The organism is Saccharopolyspora spinosa NRRL 18395 (genome assembly GCF_000194155.1).
In the GTDB taxonomy this organism is placed as follows: Bacteria; Actinomycetota; Actinomycetes; order Mycobacteriales; family Pseudonocardiaceae; genus Saccharopolyspora; species Saccharopolyspora spinosa.
The window spans coordinates 693,948-710,266 of the sequence record NZ_GL877879.1 but is presented as its reverse complement, the minus strand read 5'-3'; the positions used below and the strand labels follow the sequence as shown (position 1 = coordinate 710,266).

Here is a 16,319-nt window from a genome sequence, read left to right as displayed (position 1 = left end):
CTGCTTTCTTTCCGAGTCCGATTCTTGTTGACACTGATTTGGGTCAGGCGAGTCCGAAAGGGTCTGCGGCTGAGGCAAAGTCCTGCACAATCGCTTTGACCTCTTGGAACTCGCGCAAGCCTTCGATACCGTTCTCCCGTCCGATGCCGGATTGCTTCACACCTCCGAACGGTGTCTGCCAGTCCATGCCCCGGTAGGTGTTGATCCACACGGTTCCAGCGTTCAGGCTCTGCGACATCCGGCGGGCTCGCGCCATATCGGAGGTCCAGCAGCCGGCAGCGAGCCCGAAGGCCGAGTCGTTGGCTATCGCGACTGCCTCCTCCTCGGCCGCGAACTCCACGAGCGTCAGCACCGGGCCGAAGACCTCGGTCTGGCAGATGCCGGCGCTGTTGTCAGCTACCCGAAGGACGGTCGGCGCCACCCAGTAACCCCGCTCGAGGCCGGCAGCCACCGGTGGGGGCTCGGCGCCGCCCGCGAGCACGGTGGCACCGTCGGCGATCGCCTGGGAGATCAACGACTGGATGCGCTGCTGCTGCTGGACCGAGGCGACCGGGCCGAGATGTACCCCGGCCTCCGTGGGGGCACCGACGCGCAGCCGGGACACGCGCTCCAGCAGCGCAGCGGTGAATTCGTCCGCCACACCGTGTTGCACGAGCACCCGAGAGCCGGCCACGCAGGTCTGCCCGGTCGCGGAGAACCCACCCTGCACGACCGCGGTCACCGCATCGTCGAGCGGCGCATCATCGAAGATGATGTGAGCCGACTTGCCGCCGGCCTCTGCGACGAAGTGGCCGAGATGACTCGAGACAGACATCCCGACCTGCGCAGCCGCGGCTGTGCTGCCGGTGAACGAGACCATGTCCACCGACTTGTGCTCAACGAGCCGCTGCCCGACGCCGGTGCCACCCTGGACGATGGTCACAGCACCGTTGGGTACGCCGGCCTCGGTCACGATCTGCTTGAGGAGGATGCTCGAGCCCGGCGAGTTAAGCGGCGGCTTGATAATGACGGCATTTCCGGAAGCCAACGCCGGGGCGAGTTTCCAGGTGCCGAGGGAGAATGCTCCGTTGAATGGCGTAATAAGTGTCACGACTCCCACGGGCTCATACCGCAGGGTCGCCTCCTTGGTCGCCGAGATGCTGAGGCGTTCCTCACGCGTAGTGCGCAGCAGCGCGGCGTAGTACTGCCACCAGCGTGCGCTGACGGCTACCTCGGCCTTAGTCGCAGGAAATGGCTTGCCATTGGCCAGCGTCTCGAGCGCCGCGATTTCATCGACGCGGGCGTCGATGCCGCGCCCGATCGCATCGAGCACGTCGGCGCGCTGAAGGTTGCTGACCGAGCGCCATTCTCCGCTGGCGTAGGTCGCCCGGGCAACAGCGACGGCCTCGTCGACCAGATCGACGTTGTGGCTCACCGTACCCCAGGGCTGGCCGGTCGCTGGGTCAGTGAGTGCTTCGTGCCGGGTACCTTGACGTGTGCGGCCGTTGATGTCCGAGTGGAATTCGGTTGTGGAGAGCAGAGCGAATAGGTCTGGCGAGGTCGTTGCAGTCATACAGACTCCTGTGCGGTTCTCGATATGAATTCAGATTTCCGAGCCGGAAAAGGGCGCAATGAAGGGCTCAACCGGTTCGGGCACGCGCTGGAATCGTCCTGCGGATTACCTATCGGCTGCTGTCGACCGCGCACCCTTGGTCGGCACTGATGCGCGAGCTGCACGTGTCTCCACCGTTCGTCCGCCTTGCGGAATTTCATGGCCGGGGACGGAGCCGAGCAGCTTTCTCGTGTAGGGGTGCTGCGGGTTTTCGAAGATCTCGTTGTTGCTGTTGGCTTCGACGACCTCGCCGTCCTTCATCACACAGACGTAGTCCGCGATCAACCGCACCACTGCGAGATCGTGGGAGATGAACAGCAAGCTGAGGCCGAGCTCGGCCTGCAACCGGTCGAGAAGCCGGAGGATCTGCGCCTGCACCATGACGTCGAGGGCGGACACGGGTTCGTCGCAGATGAGCAGATCAGGGTTGAGGGCGATCGCCCTGGCGATCGCGACACGCTGCCGCTGTCCGCCGGACAGTTCCGCGGGGCGGCGGTCGATCACGTCCGAGGAAAGTGCGACCTGATCGAGCAGCTCGAGCACCCGCGCGCGTCGTTGCGCCTTGCCTCCGCGCTTGTAGAAGGCCAATGGCTCCTCAACGATCCTGCCGATCGTGTACATCGGGTTCAGCGAGGCGTACGGATCCTGGAATACCGGCTGCACACGCTGCCGGAATCCGGCGAGCTGGGCCTTATCCATCGTCGCGATCTCCTGCCCCTCGAAGAAGATCGAGCCCGAAGACGGCTCGATGAGCCGAAGGAGCATCCGCGATGTCGTCGTCTTTCCCGAACCTGACTCGCCCACGACGGCGACCGTCTTTCCGCCCGGGATGTCGAACGTGACGCCGGCAGCGGCTCGGACCTCCTTGCGATTGCCTCGGGGACGGTAGATTTTGGTCGCTTCCCGGACCTCCACGAGGCTCGGCTTGCCAGCGTCCGTCTCACCGGTGGCAGTATGGCCCGAGTCGACGCGCACGGCCGCGATGCTCGGGGCGGCGTCGAGCAGGGCCTTCGTGTACTGGTGGCGCGGAGTTGCCAGAACCTGCGCAGTGGGCCCTGCCTCGACGATCTCCCCCTCGTTCATCACGATGATCCGCTGGGCACGTTCAGCCGCGAGGGCGAGGTCGTGGGTGATGAGCAGGACCGCGGTGCCGATCTCGGCGGTCATCCTGTCGATCTGGTCGAGAATCGTCCGCTGGACGGTGACATCGAGCGCACTGGTGGGCTCGTCTGCGATGAGCAGCTTCGGCCGGCAGGCGAGCCCGATCGCGACCAGCACGCGCTGGCGCAGCCCGCCGGACAGCTCGTGCGGATACTGCGCGGCACGCTGTTCCGGCTCCGGGATTCCCGCGGCTCGAAGTGCTTCGTGGCTTTTTCCCCGGACGTCGCGCCTGGTCGCGAACCCATGTGTCAGCAGGGTTTCCGCGACCTGGGTACCTATCTTCATGCTCGGGTTCAGGTTCGACATCGGGTCCTGCGGCACCAAACCGATGAGACGGCCTCGTACGCTACGAAGTTCGGTGTCCGACTTCGTGGTGAGGTCGGTGTTCTCGAAGCGGATGCTACCGGCGCGGATTTTGCCGTTGGCGGCGAGCAGCCGGATGACGGACATGGCCATTGTGGACTTGCCGGAACCCGATTCTCCGACGATCGCGACTGTCTCGCCGCGTCCGACACAGAACGACACGCCCTTGACAACGTCGGAGGAACCGTTGGGTCCGGTGAAACTGACGACAAGGTTGTCGACAGCAAGCAGCGGCAGCCCGTCGGGGGAGTCACTCATGGGTTTGCCCCTTCTCGTTGGTGACGCTCGCCGGGCTTTTCCCAATCCGCCGTCCCGGCGCTGGGCGGCGGCTGTGACGACTCCCGGATGACGAGCTTCCGGGGGACGGTGATCGGGGGCATCGCATTGCCTTGTGCCTCGCCCTTAACCAAGCTGATGAGCCTGTTGGTCGCCGCTCCGGCGATCTCTTGGACAGAGCCGCTGACCGAGGACAGCGGTGGCACGAGGTACGGCGCGAAGTCGAGGTCGCCGAAGCCGACAACGGCGATATCAGTGCCAACGGTACCGCCGAGGTCCGTGATGGCTCTTATCGCGCCCACGGCGAGTTGGTCATTCGACGCGAGCACCCCCTTCGGCCACGGACCGACGCGCAGGTGCGCCGACATGGCCGAGTAACCGGCCTTGTAGTCGTAGCCGTCGGTGACGATACGGATCCCATCCGCCTGCCCGTGGCGGCGGACCACGCTGCTAAATCCCTGCCACCGATTCTCAGCGGGGACCGAGCCCCTGATCGCACCAAGGAATACAAGCGGCACACCCCAGTCCTCGACGAGGTGGGCGGTGGCCTCTTCGGCACCGCAGTAGTCGTCATAGAGAATCGTCGGGACGTCCAGGCCCGGAATGGTCTGTCCGATCGTCACGACATGAATCCCCCGCTCGGCGATCCTCGCCAGCTGTGCGCGGATCTCCGGACTGCCGAGGTCGTCACCTGTGTTGATGATGATTCCGTCGACGCCCTCGTACGGGATGCGGGCGAGGTAGCTGAGCGCCTTGGCCTGATCGTGGCCGAAGCTCTTCAGCTGTAGCGCGAAGCTGTGCTCTGCGCACACGGTGTCGACCGACTTCGCGATCATCGAATACCACGGCTGCGAGATGTCACCGACCAGGAGGGCCAGACACCGGTGGGAGCCTGATCGCAGGCCGGACGCCGCCCGATTGGGGTGGAACGACAGCTCGTCCGCGACCTTCAGCACCTTCTTCCGCGTGTTCTCGGCCACCAGCTCCGGACGGTTGAGCGCCCGGGACACGGTCGAGATGGAAAAACCGGTGGCTTCGGCGATCTCGGCCATCGTGCCGGCATCTGGCCTCGTCACAGCTTTGCTCGGCTCCCGGCCTGGGCCGCTAGTCATGCGCATTCCCCGAGAACGTCACCAGCACGAACATCTGGTCTCCCCTCAACTGAGCTTGATCTTCGGATTGAAGTAGGCGTACAGGATGTCAACCAGGAAGTTGATCAATACGAAGATCACGGCGATCAACAGGATGCCGCCCTGCAACAGCACGGTGTCGCGCTGAGTGATCGCCTGGGACAAGGCCAGACCTATACCGGGCCATGCGAATACCGTCTCGGTGAGCACGGCACCGCTGAGCAGGAAGCCAGCCTGGAGGCCGACGACGGTGATCACCGGGGGCATCGCGTTGGGCAACGCATGCCGAAACACGACCTTGCGCTCCGGCGTACCGCGGGATCGGGCGCTGCGCACGAAGTCGCTGCTCATGACATCGAGCATGGACGCTCGCGTCATTCTCGCGATGACCGCTACCGACCACGCCGCGAGCGTGAGCACAGGGAGGATCGCGTGGCTGGCGACGTCCCCCAGTCCACCCCCGCCGACGATGCTTCGCATACCGCTAACCGGCAGCCAGCCGAGGGTCAGACCGAAGAGCAAGACGAGGATCAGCCCCAGCCAGAACGACGGCATGCTGGTCAGAACAAGCACGAACACCGTCAGGCCGCGGTCGCGCAACGAGTTGGCCTTCAGCGCCGCCCAGCTGCCGAGCACGATCCCGAGAACCGCCGCCACGATTACGGCGGGAACCGCGATGACGGCGGTGTTCACCAGCCGTGACAACAGCACGTCCAGAGCAGGCTGATGATAGGCCGTCGAGACGCCGAGATCTCCTCGAAGGAGATGTCCTAGGTAGATCAAATACTGGACGAAGATGTTTCGATCCACGCCGAGCTGGTCACGCAGAGCCTGCTTCTCCGCCTCGCTCGCGTTGCCGCCTAGCCGCACATCGGCTATATCACCCGGAATGATCTGGCTGAGCAGGAAGACCGCGAACGTCACGCCGAAGATGACCGGGAGCAGCTGGAGCGCACGTTTGCCTGTGTACCTGAGCATGGGTGTGCCTCCTCAGGAGTTGTTCCGCACTCGCGGATCCAGGTGGTCACGAACGGCGTCGCCGACCAGGTTGAAGCCGACAGTGAGGGTGACGATCGCCAGCCCGGCGAGCGTCGCCACGTGCGGCGCGCTCAACAAGGCTGCCCGGCCGCCGTTGAGCATCGCTCCCCAGTCCGGCGTCGGGGGTTTTACGCCAAGCCCCAGGAAACTGAGGCTCGCCGCCAGGATCACGTTCTTGCCGGTCTGCAGCGCGCCGATGACCACCAGCGGGCTCACAACGTTGGGGGCGACGTGCAGGGTGGCCGTCCGGAAGTGTCCCAGCCCCAGCGTGAGAGCCGACTCGACGTAGGGCTGCTCCTTCTCGCCTAGGACGCTTCCGCGCACGAGACGGCCAACCTCGGGAATGGTCACCACGACCATCGCGATGATCATCGAGACCATGCCCGCCCCCAGGGCGGCGCCGATCCCCAGCGCGAGCAGGACGCCCGGGAATGCGAAGACGACGTCGAACACGCGCATAATCACCGCGTCGATCTTGCCGCCGACGTACCCCGACATCAGGCCGATCAGCCCGCCGATGACCAGCGCGATCAGTGTCGGCGCGACCGCGACGAAGAGGGCGAACCTGGCGCCATGAATCAGCCGGCTCAACACGTCCCGTCCGAGTTCATCCGTCCCGAGGACGTGTCCCGGGGAGAACAGGGCCAGATACCTCTGGTGCGGGTCGGCCAGGATCGGGTCGTGCGGCGAGATAAGGTCGGCGAAGATCGCACAGAACACGACCACACCGACGATGACCACGCCCGTGACATGGGTGGGCTTTGTCAATGTCGAAAGCCACCCGCTGAGCGCGGGCCGCTTTGGAGACGCGGTTTCCTGGACAACACCAGCCGCCATCTCGATCATCCTCTCGGTCTTGGACAGTTGAACTCAGGCCACAGTCCAAAGTCGGCCGAGGTTGGGGATGACGTCCGGCAAGCCGAGCGTGCGCAATGCGTGCCAGAGCGTCGACTGGTTACTGCTGACCACTGCGGCACCCGTGTCCATTTCGAGGTAGGGCAATGTCTCGAAGGTTCGGTAGGTGCCACAGGAGATGAGGATCGCGTCAGCACCGCCGGCCTTCTTGTACACGGCCTTGCCGAGGCGGTAGGCACTGTCGGCGTCGTGGGTGCTCGCGTCGTACGGGTCGGTCATCTGGAGGCCTTCGATGGCACTCACCTTGATGCCGTGACTTTCGAGAGACGCTGCCAGCGCCTCGTTCACATCGTTGGTGTAAATGGTTCCGACAGCGACGGTGGTGGCGTCAAGCGCCTGCAGCGCCTTGACCGCCGACTCCTGCATCGTAATGGCTGGAATCCCGGTGTGCGCCGTGATCTCGCTGGTGATGCGCTCGTCGGCGCCTGGGCCATCGAGGAAGGTCCCCGGCGCGCCGCATTGCACGATGAGGTCGACCTTGGAGGTCGCCAGCTGGCGGGACGCCTCCAGCACCTGCGACATCATCACCTTCAGACCCCCCTCGTCCACCCTGGGGACGATGGTGCGGGCATCGGCGAAGGCGACGCCGGTCGGGGCGACGCTCCGCCACTCCTCGGCGCCCTCGATAGCGGTTGCGGGGCGGATCTGGCCGATCTTGGCGCGCCAGCCTAGAAGCATTCTGAACCCAACTCCTCAAGTCGTGATTCATCGGCAGACCCTGTGGCCCACTCTGGTCGCTTCCCCGATACCGGTCAGAACGCGACCCAGAGGGATTTGAGAACCGTGGCGCAGAGACTGACGGGGGAGTGCGACGACGAGGACCATAAGCGCACTGCACGGCCAATGTCAACGTTTGCAGTCATCGCGTCAAAGGCACATGCGCCCCGCTTGAGCCGGCGACGGACACGTCGAGGGGCGGCCCCGCTGGAAGTCGCACACGTCCCGCGACTGATCGAGGCCAGGTGTCGCAGCGTCTCGCGAGAACCGTTGTGCGACAGCGGAAATGGAGCTTCTACGTAGCCCAAACCGGACGGTGTGCACGGGTCTGCTGAGGCGAGCGCCGCCGTTGATGGGTCCGCCCTCGGGCCGTTGACAGCCTGAGGCTAGCCATCTACGTTATCCCCTCACGCCACAATCGTTTGCAAAGACCACGGAGTCCCGCATGACAATGCGCAAGAGGCGTGTCTTGGCCGCCGTTCTTGTCGCCACATCCCTTCTCGGCGTCGCCGCCTGCTCCGGTGTGGGACAGGGCGGCGGCGACCAACGGGTTCTCGTCATCGCCTCGGGAGGGGAGATTCCGGCACTCGACCCGCAGAGCATCAGTGGAACCGTCGGCCTTCGTGTCACTGACGCCATCTACGAGACTCTCGTTCGCGAGGATCTCGATACGCAGACCAAGACGGCTCCCGAAGTCAGGCCTGCCCTGGCCGAATCCTGGAACGTGTCGGCGGACGGCCGGGTTTACACGTTCAAGATCCGGGACGGCGTGACGTTTCACGACGGCACGTCCCTGGACGCAGCGGCGATCGCTACGAACTTCGACCGCCTGATGGACGACCGCTCTCCGGTGTACAACCAGATCGCGAGCGCCAACATGAAGTTCGTGACCCGCTGGATCGCGAGCGCCAAGGCGACCGGCGATCTTACCTTCACCATCACGCTCAAGAAGCCGTTCGCGGAGCTTCCGCGGCTGCTCACCGACCGCCGGATGGCAATCATCAGCCCAGTGGCCCTGGCGAAGTACCCAGGTGATGCAGTCGGTCGACATCCGGACGGCACCGGACCCTTCCGAATCGAGAGTGTCGAGCAGGGCACGGATCTGCATCTCGAGGCCAATGTGACGTACTGGCGCGGCGCCCCGAAGGTCGATGGCCTCGTATTCGTGAACATGCAGGATCCCACAACCACGGCGATGGCGCTGCAGACCGGAGAAATCGATGTGATTCCCAGCGCCAGCGCGGAGCAGATCGCGCAGCTGCAAGGCAAATCTGCAGCGGTGGTGCAGTACCCGGCCCCGGCCAACCAGTATTTTATCCGGCTCAACACCAAGACAGCGCCGACTGACAACCCGCAGTTCCGCCAAGCCTTGAACTACGCGATCGACCGCGACGGAATCATCGCTGCCGTGGATGGCATGGGGCAGATCATGGGCGGTCCGATCCCGGTCGGCAACGACGCCTTCCAAGAAGGCGCTCGGCAGCGATACGAGTTCAATCCGGACGAAGCACGCCGTCTCATCCACGCTTCCGGGGTCCAGCTTCCGGCGGTCGTCAAGGTATACGCCCCGAGCGGCGGTCCTGGCTTCTCCCAAGCAAGCCAGATCATGTCGCTCGTGCAACAAGATCTGAAGAACGTCGATGTCCAGCTCGACGTCGAATACGTCGAGTTCACTTCGCTGGTAAACCTGGAGGCGCCTGGGTACAAGAACGGCGTCAACGGCTCCTTCAATGGGTGGACCACCGGCGCGGACAGCGGGTACTGGCTGGAGCGAATGTTTGGTGCGGACCAGATACCGCCGGCCGGTGTGAACCGCGGCTGGTACGTGAACACAGATCTAGCTCGGATCTTCGACCAGGCGCGTAACAGCATCGAGCCGGAGACGCGCCGCGGTCTCTATCGCGAAGCCGCCGACATCATCGCTGACGACGCACCTTGGGTCTTTCTCTACCAAGACCGCCTGCCGCGGATCTTCCGGGCGAACATCACGGGAATCCACGGGACACCCAGCGTGTTCGTCGACTACGCCACTATCAGCAAGTCGTGACCAAACGCTGAGCAAGGCACACAGCGTTTCGTGGCGGTGGACGGAATCGCTGTCACGAATCCGTGCGGTGTCGCAGGTCCCCTGCCAACCGTTGAACGGCTTCGCCATGTCGGGTTGCGAATGAGATCGCTTTGTGAATGGCGTACGGCCCATACGGATATACAGCAGCAGGATGGCCTGCAGGCCGAGATGAGCGGGCATCTCGGCTATGCCAAGGGTGATCCGGCAGGGCGGGGCAGCCCGAACTCCCGCAGGCGGCATCAGCGCCAAGAAGCATCGCCGCTCCCGGGCATTCGGACGCCGGGTGATCTTTACCTCGGCCAACCAGCTCGGGTTGATCCGTCGTGATGGAACCGTCCTCGCGCCCAGACCGTTTAGGGCCTGGCGGATGGTGCCAAATTTCGGCGGTGAACGGCGTCGTTAAGCCCTGTGCGGGAGAACCGCATGCACGGATTGACGGGCGGGAGCTGGAAACGGAACCACGATGAGACCACGGTCATGGAGATCAACGATCCAACGGGAAACCGTTGGGTCACCGATGGCTCCGCGACCTACCGCCGATCACGGTCACCGCGCCAGCTCCCGACCCTACTCGGTTTTCGCAGGTCGGTGGCCTCATAGGGGTTTACTGGGGTCAAGGGTCGCAGGTTCAAATCCTGTCGGCCCGATGTTGCCTTTTCGTGTCCCTATGTGGATCTTGCGGTGTTCGCCGGTTCGAGATCAAATGGGCACTGGCCGGTGGCGCGGTGCGGGCCGCGCCACCGCCGGTCCCGGTCGTCAGCCCGCCGTGAAATTCGGCAGGTCGGCGGTACGGGCCCTGTGCAGGTTCTTGATGACGTTACGAGCGTTTGAGTACTTGGTCGCCCCGGACTCGTAGAGCAGCCATGTCGTGCCGTTGTAGTCGGCGATGCCCTCCGACATGCTCGGCGCCTGGAAGCACTTGGCGGAGCGGTCGTTGATGTTCCTGCCGTGGGCGACCACGTAGATGTTGCTGGGGTTCTTCCGGCCGTGTGACGTGCTGTAGACGAAGTGCGTGTCCGTGACCATCACGCCCTGCGTCTTGTCGGGTGTTACGTAGGTCGCAGTCTGCTTGAGCTTACCGTCCTTGTTCACCTTGTAGACGTACATCCGGTCCTTTTCGAAATGGCCCGTGTACAGCTCGTCGCCGTAGCCGGTGAGGAACGACGCTCCTTTGACCTTCTGGGCCGGACCGTTCGGCGCGAGCGACTGCCTGCCCGGGGCCTTGAACTTCGCCGCGAGGTCCGTGGTCTTGTACTTGTTCATGGACCTGTTGTTGCCACCCGGTACGAACACCCAGCCATTTACGACCGCGATGCCCCCGGCGTGCTTGCTTTTGATGTCGACCGGTCCGAGGACTCTGCTGGTGCCCGCCTCGATCCCGTAGATGCGCCCCGTGTAATCAGGAACCTTGGGATGATCTGTGTACATGCTGATCAGCATCAGGTCGTTGCCGGCGCCGTCCCAGTTCTCCCAAACCCCCAGGCCCTGGGGGATGTAACCCTCGGACAGGCCGGGTATCAGGTTGGCCTGCTTGAACTTGCTGTCGTATACCGTTCCGGCGGAAGGGCCGTGGTAGGGGGCTTTTCCTCCCGCGCCGCTGCTGTTGCACGTGATCGCGGCGGCTTCCTGCGCGACCGCGGTGGCCGGGGCGGTCGCCACCGCGGTCAGCGCCAGAGAGGCGCCGATCAGGGCGGTGGTGGTTCTGCGGATCACTGATCTCATCCACGTCCTCCAGACGTCTGCGTGGAGCCAGAGAACTTCGCGAACCAGCCAATGATCGAGCGCGCGGAACCGGCACGAGGGGAATCGCGGTCAAAGCACCTGAAATTCACAGATTACTTGCGGCCAATCGGGCTCTTTTCCTACCCCGTTCTGGTTATGCTCGGCATTTTCCGGTGCCGAACCGCCCCACCAACGTTGTTGATCCTGGCGGTGTACGCGATAACCCGGACCCGCCGGTCACTGCGATGTCGTCGTGGGTCATGCTCGTGCCCTGTCGCCGGAGAGATCCGACTCCTCATTCGGCGGAATCGGGCTGGCCGGTTTTGGCAGGAATCGGGCTGGCCGGTTTTGGCATGGCGACAGGAATGGCGTGCCGAGGAGTAGAACCCCGGCCAGCGCAATAGTTGTACGCGGGCTGGTGAGTTGGGCCAGGAGACCCCACAACATGGTGATCACGGCGATGCTGGTGCTGGTGCTGATCGACCAGGCGGTGAGCACCCGGGCGTGGCGGTCGGTATCGGTGTTGTTCAACCGGTAGGCGGCGAAGACGGGGTTGAAGATGCTCGCGCAGATGATCAGCCCGAATTGGGTGACCATCACGATCACAAGCCCGGCCAGGCTTGGCTGGATGAACGCGAGCCCAAGGGGCCAGCAGGCACGTAGCGTACCGAAGACCCGCAGCACCGTGTGTTCGCCGCAGTGGGAGGCGATGCGGCGGGCGAGTCGCGACCCGATCAGGCCACCGATACACGGAACAGCGAACGCCAGCCCGAACTCCCAGACCGGGAACCGCAGGTGGGAGAGCATCAGCACCGACAAGAGCGGCTCCGTCGCCATGATCAGCCCATTGACCAGCATGGTGTTGAAGAAGAACCGGCGCAGTGTGTGGTGGGCGAGGATATAGCGCCACCCCTCGACAATGTCGCTCCACCGACGTGTTGAGGTCTTTCCCGGGTTCGGGGGCTGTTCGGGTTTTCTGATCGCGATGATGCCGAGCGCCGAGAGGAGGTAGCTCGCCGCATCGACGACAACGGTGGTCACTGGCCCCAGCAGCCCGATGGCGGCGCCACCCACGGGCGGTCCGATGATCGTGGCCGACCAGGTGGTGGACTCGAAACGACTGGTGGCCACCAGAAGCCCATCGGCGGGGACGATGGTCTTGAGGTAGGCGCCGCTGGCGGCCGTGAACGCGATCTTCGCTGCCGCGGTGACGATAGAGACCACCAAGAGTTGCGCGAAGGACAACGCGCCCAGGCAGTAGGCGAGCGGTATGGATGCCAACGCCGCGAAGCGGACCACGTCCATGACGATCATGACAGGCCGCTTGGCGCGAAACTCCATCCAAGGCCCGAGCGGGACCGCCACCAGCGCTCCGATCGCGAGCCCGGACGATGACAGGGCCGCCACTTCTGCCGAGCTTGCGTTCAGGACCATGATGGCGACGACAGAGAACGCTCCGAACCCGAGCCCGGTCCCGTAGGCGCTGACCGCGTAGGCGGCCCACAACCACCCGAACGCCCGGCCCAGGCTCGCCCTCCGCCACATCTTCGGCACTCGCTCCGCTCCGCTTCACCCGTCATGGACAACGCTCTGCTGTCTGCGGGATTGAAGCCGGTTGATGGCCACTGCCACCAACAACGGATCGAGCGGCGTGTCACAACTCATCGTTGTGGGAGTAGGTTTTGCCTCGTGGATCTCGATGCGGTTCGTACCTTCGTCGCCGTTGCCGAGACCGGTCAGTTCCAAGCCGCTGCCGACGATCTGGGAATCACCCAGCAAGGAGCCTCGAGACGAGTCGCCACCCTGGAGCGGGAACTCGGCGTACAGCTCTTCGCTCGGACAGCCAGGGGCGTCCGGCTTACCGTTGACGGGCAAGCACTGCTACCCCATGCACGCGAACTCCTCCGCGCCGCCGAGCGTGTCACAGCGGCCGTGACTCCAGGGCGCAGGGCCCTTCGGATCGACGTCATCAGCCGCAGGGTCGCACCCTCCAGTATCCTGCGCGCCTTCTACCAGCAACACCCCGGCATCGAGCTCGACGTTGTCGCCCTGACCAACGCCGACGCCGCGTCGGCGCTGTCCGAGGTCAGCGCCGGAACCCTTGACGCCACCTTCAGATCCCTACGAGACTCCGCCCGCACAGTCCCGATCGGGCTCCGGTCAGCGCGCGTCATCGACGACCGGCACCAACTGCTGGTCGGCCCACAGCACCCGTTGGCGAACGCCAGGACCGTAACGTCGGCCGAACTCGCCGAGCACCCTATCTGGATGCCCGGAATGTCAGACCCCGAGCCGATGGGCTACTACGACGATCTGGCGAAGGCGTTCGGGCTCACCATCGACACGATCGGGCCGATGTTCGGCATTGAAGCGCTCCTCGCCGAAATCGCGGACTCAACCCGGCTCGCCACCTTCGTCGGCGAAGGCTCGCGATACCTCTGGCCGGAAAGCTACGACCTCCGTCGCATCCCCGTCGTCAACCCGACCCCGGTCTACCCACTCTCCGTGATCTGGCGAGCGGACAATCCACACCCCGTCCTCGCGAACTTCCTCGAGTACCTCCGGACCAGGTACCGGGCGACAGCCCAGGATGACGTATGGACCCCAGACTGGGCACGCTGAGACCCGGATAGGCCCAGGGCGAGCAGGAAGCTCGTCCGGATATCGTCCGAGCACACCAACACCAGCCGGACTCTGGTCATGAGGGCCGCCCCGCACGAACGCGGTGGACGCGGCTTACGTGTGTACTCGCCGAGGCACCCCATCCGGCCCTGCCTGTCCCGGTCGGGGCTTCCGAAAAATGACCCGTGATGGTCGGTTGGCGGTTTGTCGGGCGATGCGGGTGGGTTTTCGGGCAGTGCATTGCGGGTGGTGATTTGTTTCGGGTTAGGTGACGGGTGATTTGTTTCGGGTTAGGTGACGGGCGTGTGAGTGTGTCAAGTGGTGTGTCTGTCATCACGGACTTTGGGGCAGGGATTTTCGGTTTTCGGGGCAGTCGTGGCTGTTGTTCATGTTCGTGCCTCTTGTTGTGCCGTCAAGCTGGAATTGTGGCCTCGTCGGACGGCGGGATGGGCGGATGATCATCTTGGGGTGGAAGAATGACCGGGTCATCGCGAGTCTATTCGTGGGCCGTCCTGGCGGGCGTGGCGTCGCATCCAGGCTTTGCGTGAGGCGGGCATCGGTCAGCACTGTCCTCGGTGATCTGGTGTATCGCGGTGGAGTCGTCGTGTTTCACGGCCACGGCCACAGCTATCGCACGGAGTTGTGGGGTGATGGGTGAGGCGCCCGGTGCTGTGCTCTTTTCGTCATCGCGATGGGTGCCCGGTGGTGTGGGACTCCGGCGATTGAAGCCTCACCCTTGGTGCAGGATCATCGGGGTTTGCGTGGGCCGGTGCCGGGTTGTTGTGGGGTGCTGGGTTGTGAGCAATTCCGTCTCGGCGTGGGTGGGCTGCTCGTCGGAAGTCCGGTGTGTCCGTCCTGCACGACGACCAGCATTCTCCGGTGTCTCGTGGTCACCGGCCGGTCATGTCCGGTGCCCTGTCGGTGCGGGCTGCTGCCAGACGTCCGAGGCCACGGTCTCATCGGTCTGCTGCTCGCCGGGGTCGGGCGTTTCCGTGGCCGGTGACCGCTGGTCTGGTAGATCCTGGAGATCTCGTTTGGCGGCGCTGGTTCTGTTCTCACGGGCCTGCGTGCTCGCCGACTGTGCGGGCGGGGACTTCGGTACCCGGCAATTGTTGGGCCCACAGCACAAATCATGCTCAAGGGCTCGCCCTATCACCGGCGGACGATTGTTTGTGGGTGGTGTGTTGTGGTGCGGGTGCCGGGTGGTTGTCCTCGCCCGGTCGCTGGGTTGTGGTGTGTCGGCCTCTTGTTGTGCCGTCAAGCTGGAATTGTGGCCTCGTCGGACGGCGGGATGGGCGGATGATCATCTTGGGGCGGAAGAATGACCGGGTCATCGCGAGTCTATTCGTGGGCCGTCCTGGCGGGCGTGGCGTCGCATCCAGGCTTTGCGTGAGGCGGGCATCGGTCAGCACTGTCCTCGGTGATCTGGTGTATCGCGGTGGAGTCGTCGTGTTTCACGGCCACGGCCACAGCTATCGCACGGAGTTGGGTCCGGGGAGATTCACCTGAGCGCCATCACCTCCGCGAGGCCACCGGACGCACGCCCACGCCGTCGATCCCGGCCAGCCAACGCACGACAGGGCCCTCGGCTTTGGTCAGGCTCAATGCAGTTCACAATCGAAACCGGCCCACGCCCTCGGCCAGCTTCGTCATACACCCGACGGCGACGACCCGCCTGCCCTCGGCAAACAACGTCGCCCTTCAGTAACGATCGGCCCCTTGACAAGGGTCCCACCATCGGCGGCGGCCGCGTCGGCGACACCGTTCACGACGCGGCCGCCCAGGTCACAGCCATGATTAAGTCGAAAGCTCAAGATAACCACGGTTACGCCGCAGTCCTTCACCGTGGCCTCCCCACCGGCAAGATCAATCCGATCCAGGAGTTGCTGCCCGCACAGTGCGCACCGCGATCCAGCCCAGATCCACTGGGTTTGAGCTGGAGGAGGTCGTGAGGGGCTTTACGCCGCTGGTTCCTCGTGTCCACCTTCCCGTCTTGCTTGCCGGACCCGCACCGTCCGGTAGTTCCGGTGCGTCCCGTCGTTGTCGGGGCTGCTCTCCACCAGATCCGGCCGACTTGCTGGGGCCGGCTGCCCCCTGCTTCTATCGCCCCGCCGCGACGGGACAACGGCGCGGGTCTCACACCCGCACACAGATCACAGCGCCTCGTGACCCACGGTCTCTCACCTCCACTCAAACCACAGCGCCTCACGGCGCACGAAGAAGGCCCTTAACGCATTCGAGATCACCTTGGACGGACGCCTGTCCGCCGGACGCCGATAAAATCGAAATCAACAGTTACACCGAAAACTTGACAGCCCCGGGTCTTCCGAAAAATGACACGTGATGGTCGGTTGGCGTTTTGTCGGGCGATGTGGGTGGGTTTTCAGGCAGTGCATTGCGGGTGTTGATTTGTTTCGGGTTAGGTGACGGGCGTGTGAGGTTGTCGAGTGGTGTGGGGCCTTCCGGGGTGGATTCGGTCGCGGGGCGTGGGGATTGGCATCGCGAGGATGCTGGAGCGGGTCTCCCGGATTCGGCGGTGTTGCCGGCAGATACGGGATCGCAGGCGGTGCCGTCTCTGCAACAGGACCCGGCGTTGGCGCTGCTGGCGGCCCTGCCGGTGGACGCGGTGCGGGTGCTGGTGCCGGCGGGTGTGGTGTCCGCGGATGTGGTGTCTGGTGGCGGGTTGGTTGAGTTCGTGCGGGGTGGTGTTGCGGGT

10 protein-coding genes are annotated in these 16,319 nt (G+C 64.4%); 2 read left to right on the top strand and 8 right to left on the bottom strand.

Translation table 11 applies throughout. From position 1 onward, the window contains the following. Window positions 1-43 precede the first annotated feature (43 nt). The 6 genes from SSPN_RS0122490 to SSPN_RS0122465 all read right to left on the bottom strand — a co-directional run bounded on the left by SSPN_RS0122490 (window position 44) and on the right by SSPN_RS0122465 (window position 7,152). Complete coding sequence (locus SSPN_RS0122490) at window positions 44-1,552, bottom strand: aldehyde dehydrogenase family protein (protein ID WP_010309215.1); 1,509 nt, start codon at window positions 1,550-1,552, stop codon at window positions 44-46. A 105-nt stretch (window positions 1,553-1,657) separates the two neighbouring features. Then, on the bottom strand, window positions 1,658-3,373 hold the full coding sequence (locus tag SSPN_RS45095; RefSeq protein WP_010309213.1) for a dipeptide ABC transporter ATP-binding protein: 1,716 nt from the start codon (window positions 3,371-3,373) through the stop codon (window positions 1,658-1,660). Then, on the bottom strand, window positions 3,370-4,467 hold the full coding sequence (locus tag SSPN_RS0122480) for a LacI family DNA-binding transcriptional regulator (RefSeq protein ID WP_158309615.1): 1,098 nt from the start codon (window positions 4,465-4,467) through the stop codon (window positions 3,370-3,372). Before SSPN_RS0122480 ends, SSPN_RS45095 begins: the two co-directional genes overlap by 4 nt. An 81-nt stretch (window positions 4,468-4,548) precedes the next feature. Then, entirely contained in the window at window positions 4,549-5,499 is a 951-nt protein-coding gene (locus tag SSPN_RS0122475; protein WP_010309210.1) for an ABC transporter permease, read from the bottom strand. A 12-nt stretch (window positions 5,500-5,511) separates the two neighbouring features. Beyond that, a complete protein-coding gene (locus SSPN_RS0122470; protein ID WP_083822021.1) occupies window positions 5,512-6,405 on the bottom strand; it encodes an ABC transporter permease in 894 nt (297 codons plus the stop codon). Window positions 6,406-6,429: 24 nt separating this feature from the next. Further along, complete coding sequence (locus SSPN_RS0122465; RefSeq protein ID WP_010309205.1) at window positions 6,430-7,152, bottom strand: maleate cis-trans isomerase family protein; 723 nt, start codon at window positions 7,150-7,152, stop codon at window positions 6,430-6,432. A gap of 484 nt (window positions 7,153-7,636) precedes the next feature. On the opposite strand from SSPN_RS0122465, the gene SSPN_RS0122460 reads away from it, so the two are divergent. Continuing rightward, window positions 7,637-9,238, top strand: a complete 1,602-nt coding sequence (locus tag SSPN_RS0122460) for an ABC transporter substrate-binding protein (protein ID WP_044574769.1) — start codon at window positions 7,637-7,639, stop codon at window positions 9,236-9,238. A gap of 777 nt (window positions 9,239-10,015) precedes the next feature. On the opposite strand, the gene SSPN_RS0122455 is transcribed toward SSPN_RS0122460, so the two are convergent. Together SSPN_RS0122455 and SSPN_RS45090 are read right to left on the bottom strand one after the other, a co-directional pair. Then, on the bottom strand, window positions 10,016-10,981 hold the full coding sequence (locus tag SSPN_RS0122455; protein WP_237710688.1) for a hypothetical protein: 966 nt from the start codon (window positions 10,979-10,981) through the stop codon (window positions 10,016-10,018). A 258-nt stretch (window positions 10,982-11,239) separates the two neighbouring features. Next, window positions 11,240-12,526 (bottom strand): MFS transporter, encoded by a 1,287-nt coding sequence (locus tag SSPN_RS45090; RefSeq protein ID WP_044575329.1) that lies wholly within the window; start codon window positions 12,524-12,526, stop codon window positions 11,240-11,242. Window positions 12,527-12,670: 144 nt separating this feature from the next. On the opposite strand from SSPN_RS45090, the gene SSPN_RS0122445 reads away from it, so the two are divergent. After that, entirely contained in the window at window positions 12,671-13,603 is a 933-nt protein-coding gene (locus SSPN_RS0122445) for a LysR family transcriptional regulator (protein ID WP_010309194.1), read from the top strand. The last annotated feature ends 2,716 nt before the right edge of the window (window positions 13,604-16,319 follow it).

Bases quoted from the DNA above. Each gene is read 5' to 3' on its own strand.
- SSPN_RS45090 (WP_044575329.1), bottom strand. From the start codon at position 12,526: ATGTGGCGGAGGGCGAGCCTGGGCCGGGCGTTCGGGTGGTTGTGGGCC.
- SSPN_RS0122490 (WP_010309215.1), bottom strand. From the start codon at position 1,552: ATGACTGCAACGACCTCGCCAGACCTATTCGCTCTGCTCTCCACAACC.
- SSPN_RS0122470 (WP_083822021.1), bottom strand. From the start codon at position 6,405: ATGATCGAGATGGCGGCTGGTGTTGTCCAGGAAACCGCGTCTCCAAAG.
- SSPN_RS0122475 (WP_010309210.1), bottom strand. From the start codon at position 5,499: ATGCTCAGGTACACAGGCAAACGTGCGCTCCAGCTGCTCCCGGTCATC.
- SSPN_RS0122455 (WP_237710688.1), bottom strand. From the start codon at position 10,981: ATGAGATCAGTGATCCGCAGAACCACCACCGCCCTGATCGGCGCCTCT.
- SSPN_RS0122465 (WP_010309205.1), bottom strand. From the start codon at position 7,152: ATGCTTCTAGGCTGGCGCGCCAAGATCGGCCAGATCCGCCCCGCAACC.
- SSPN_RS0122460 (WP_044574769.1), top strand. From the start codon at position 7,637: ATGACAATGCGCAAGAGGCGTGTCTTGGCCGCCGTTCTTGTCGCCACA.
- SSPN_RS45095 (WP_010309213.1), bottom strand. From the start codon at position 3,373: ATGAGTGACTCCCCCGACGGGCTGCCGCTGCTTGCTGTCGACAACCTT.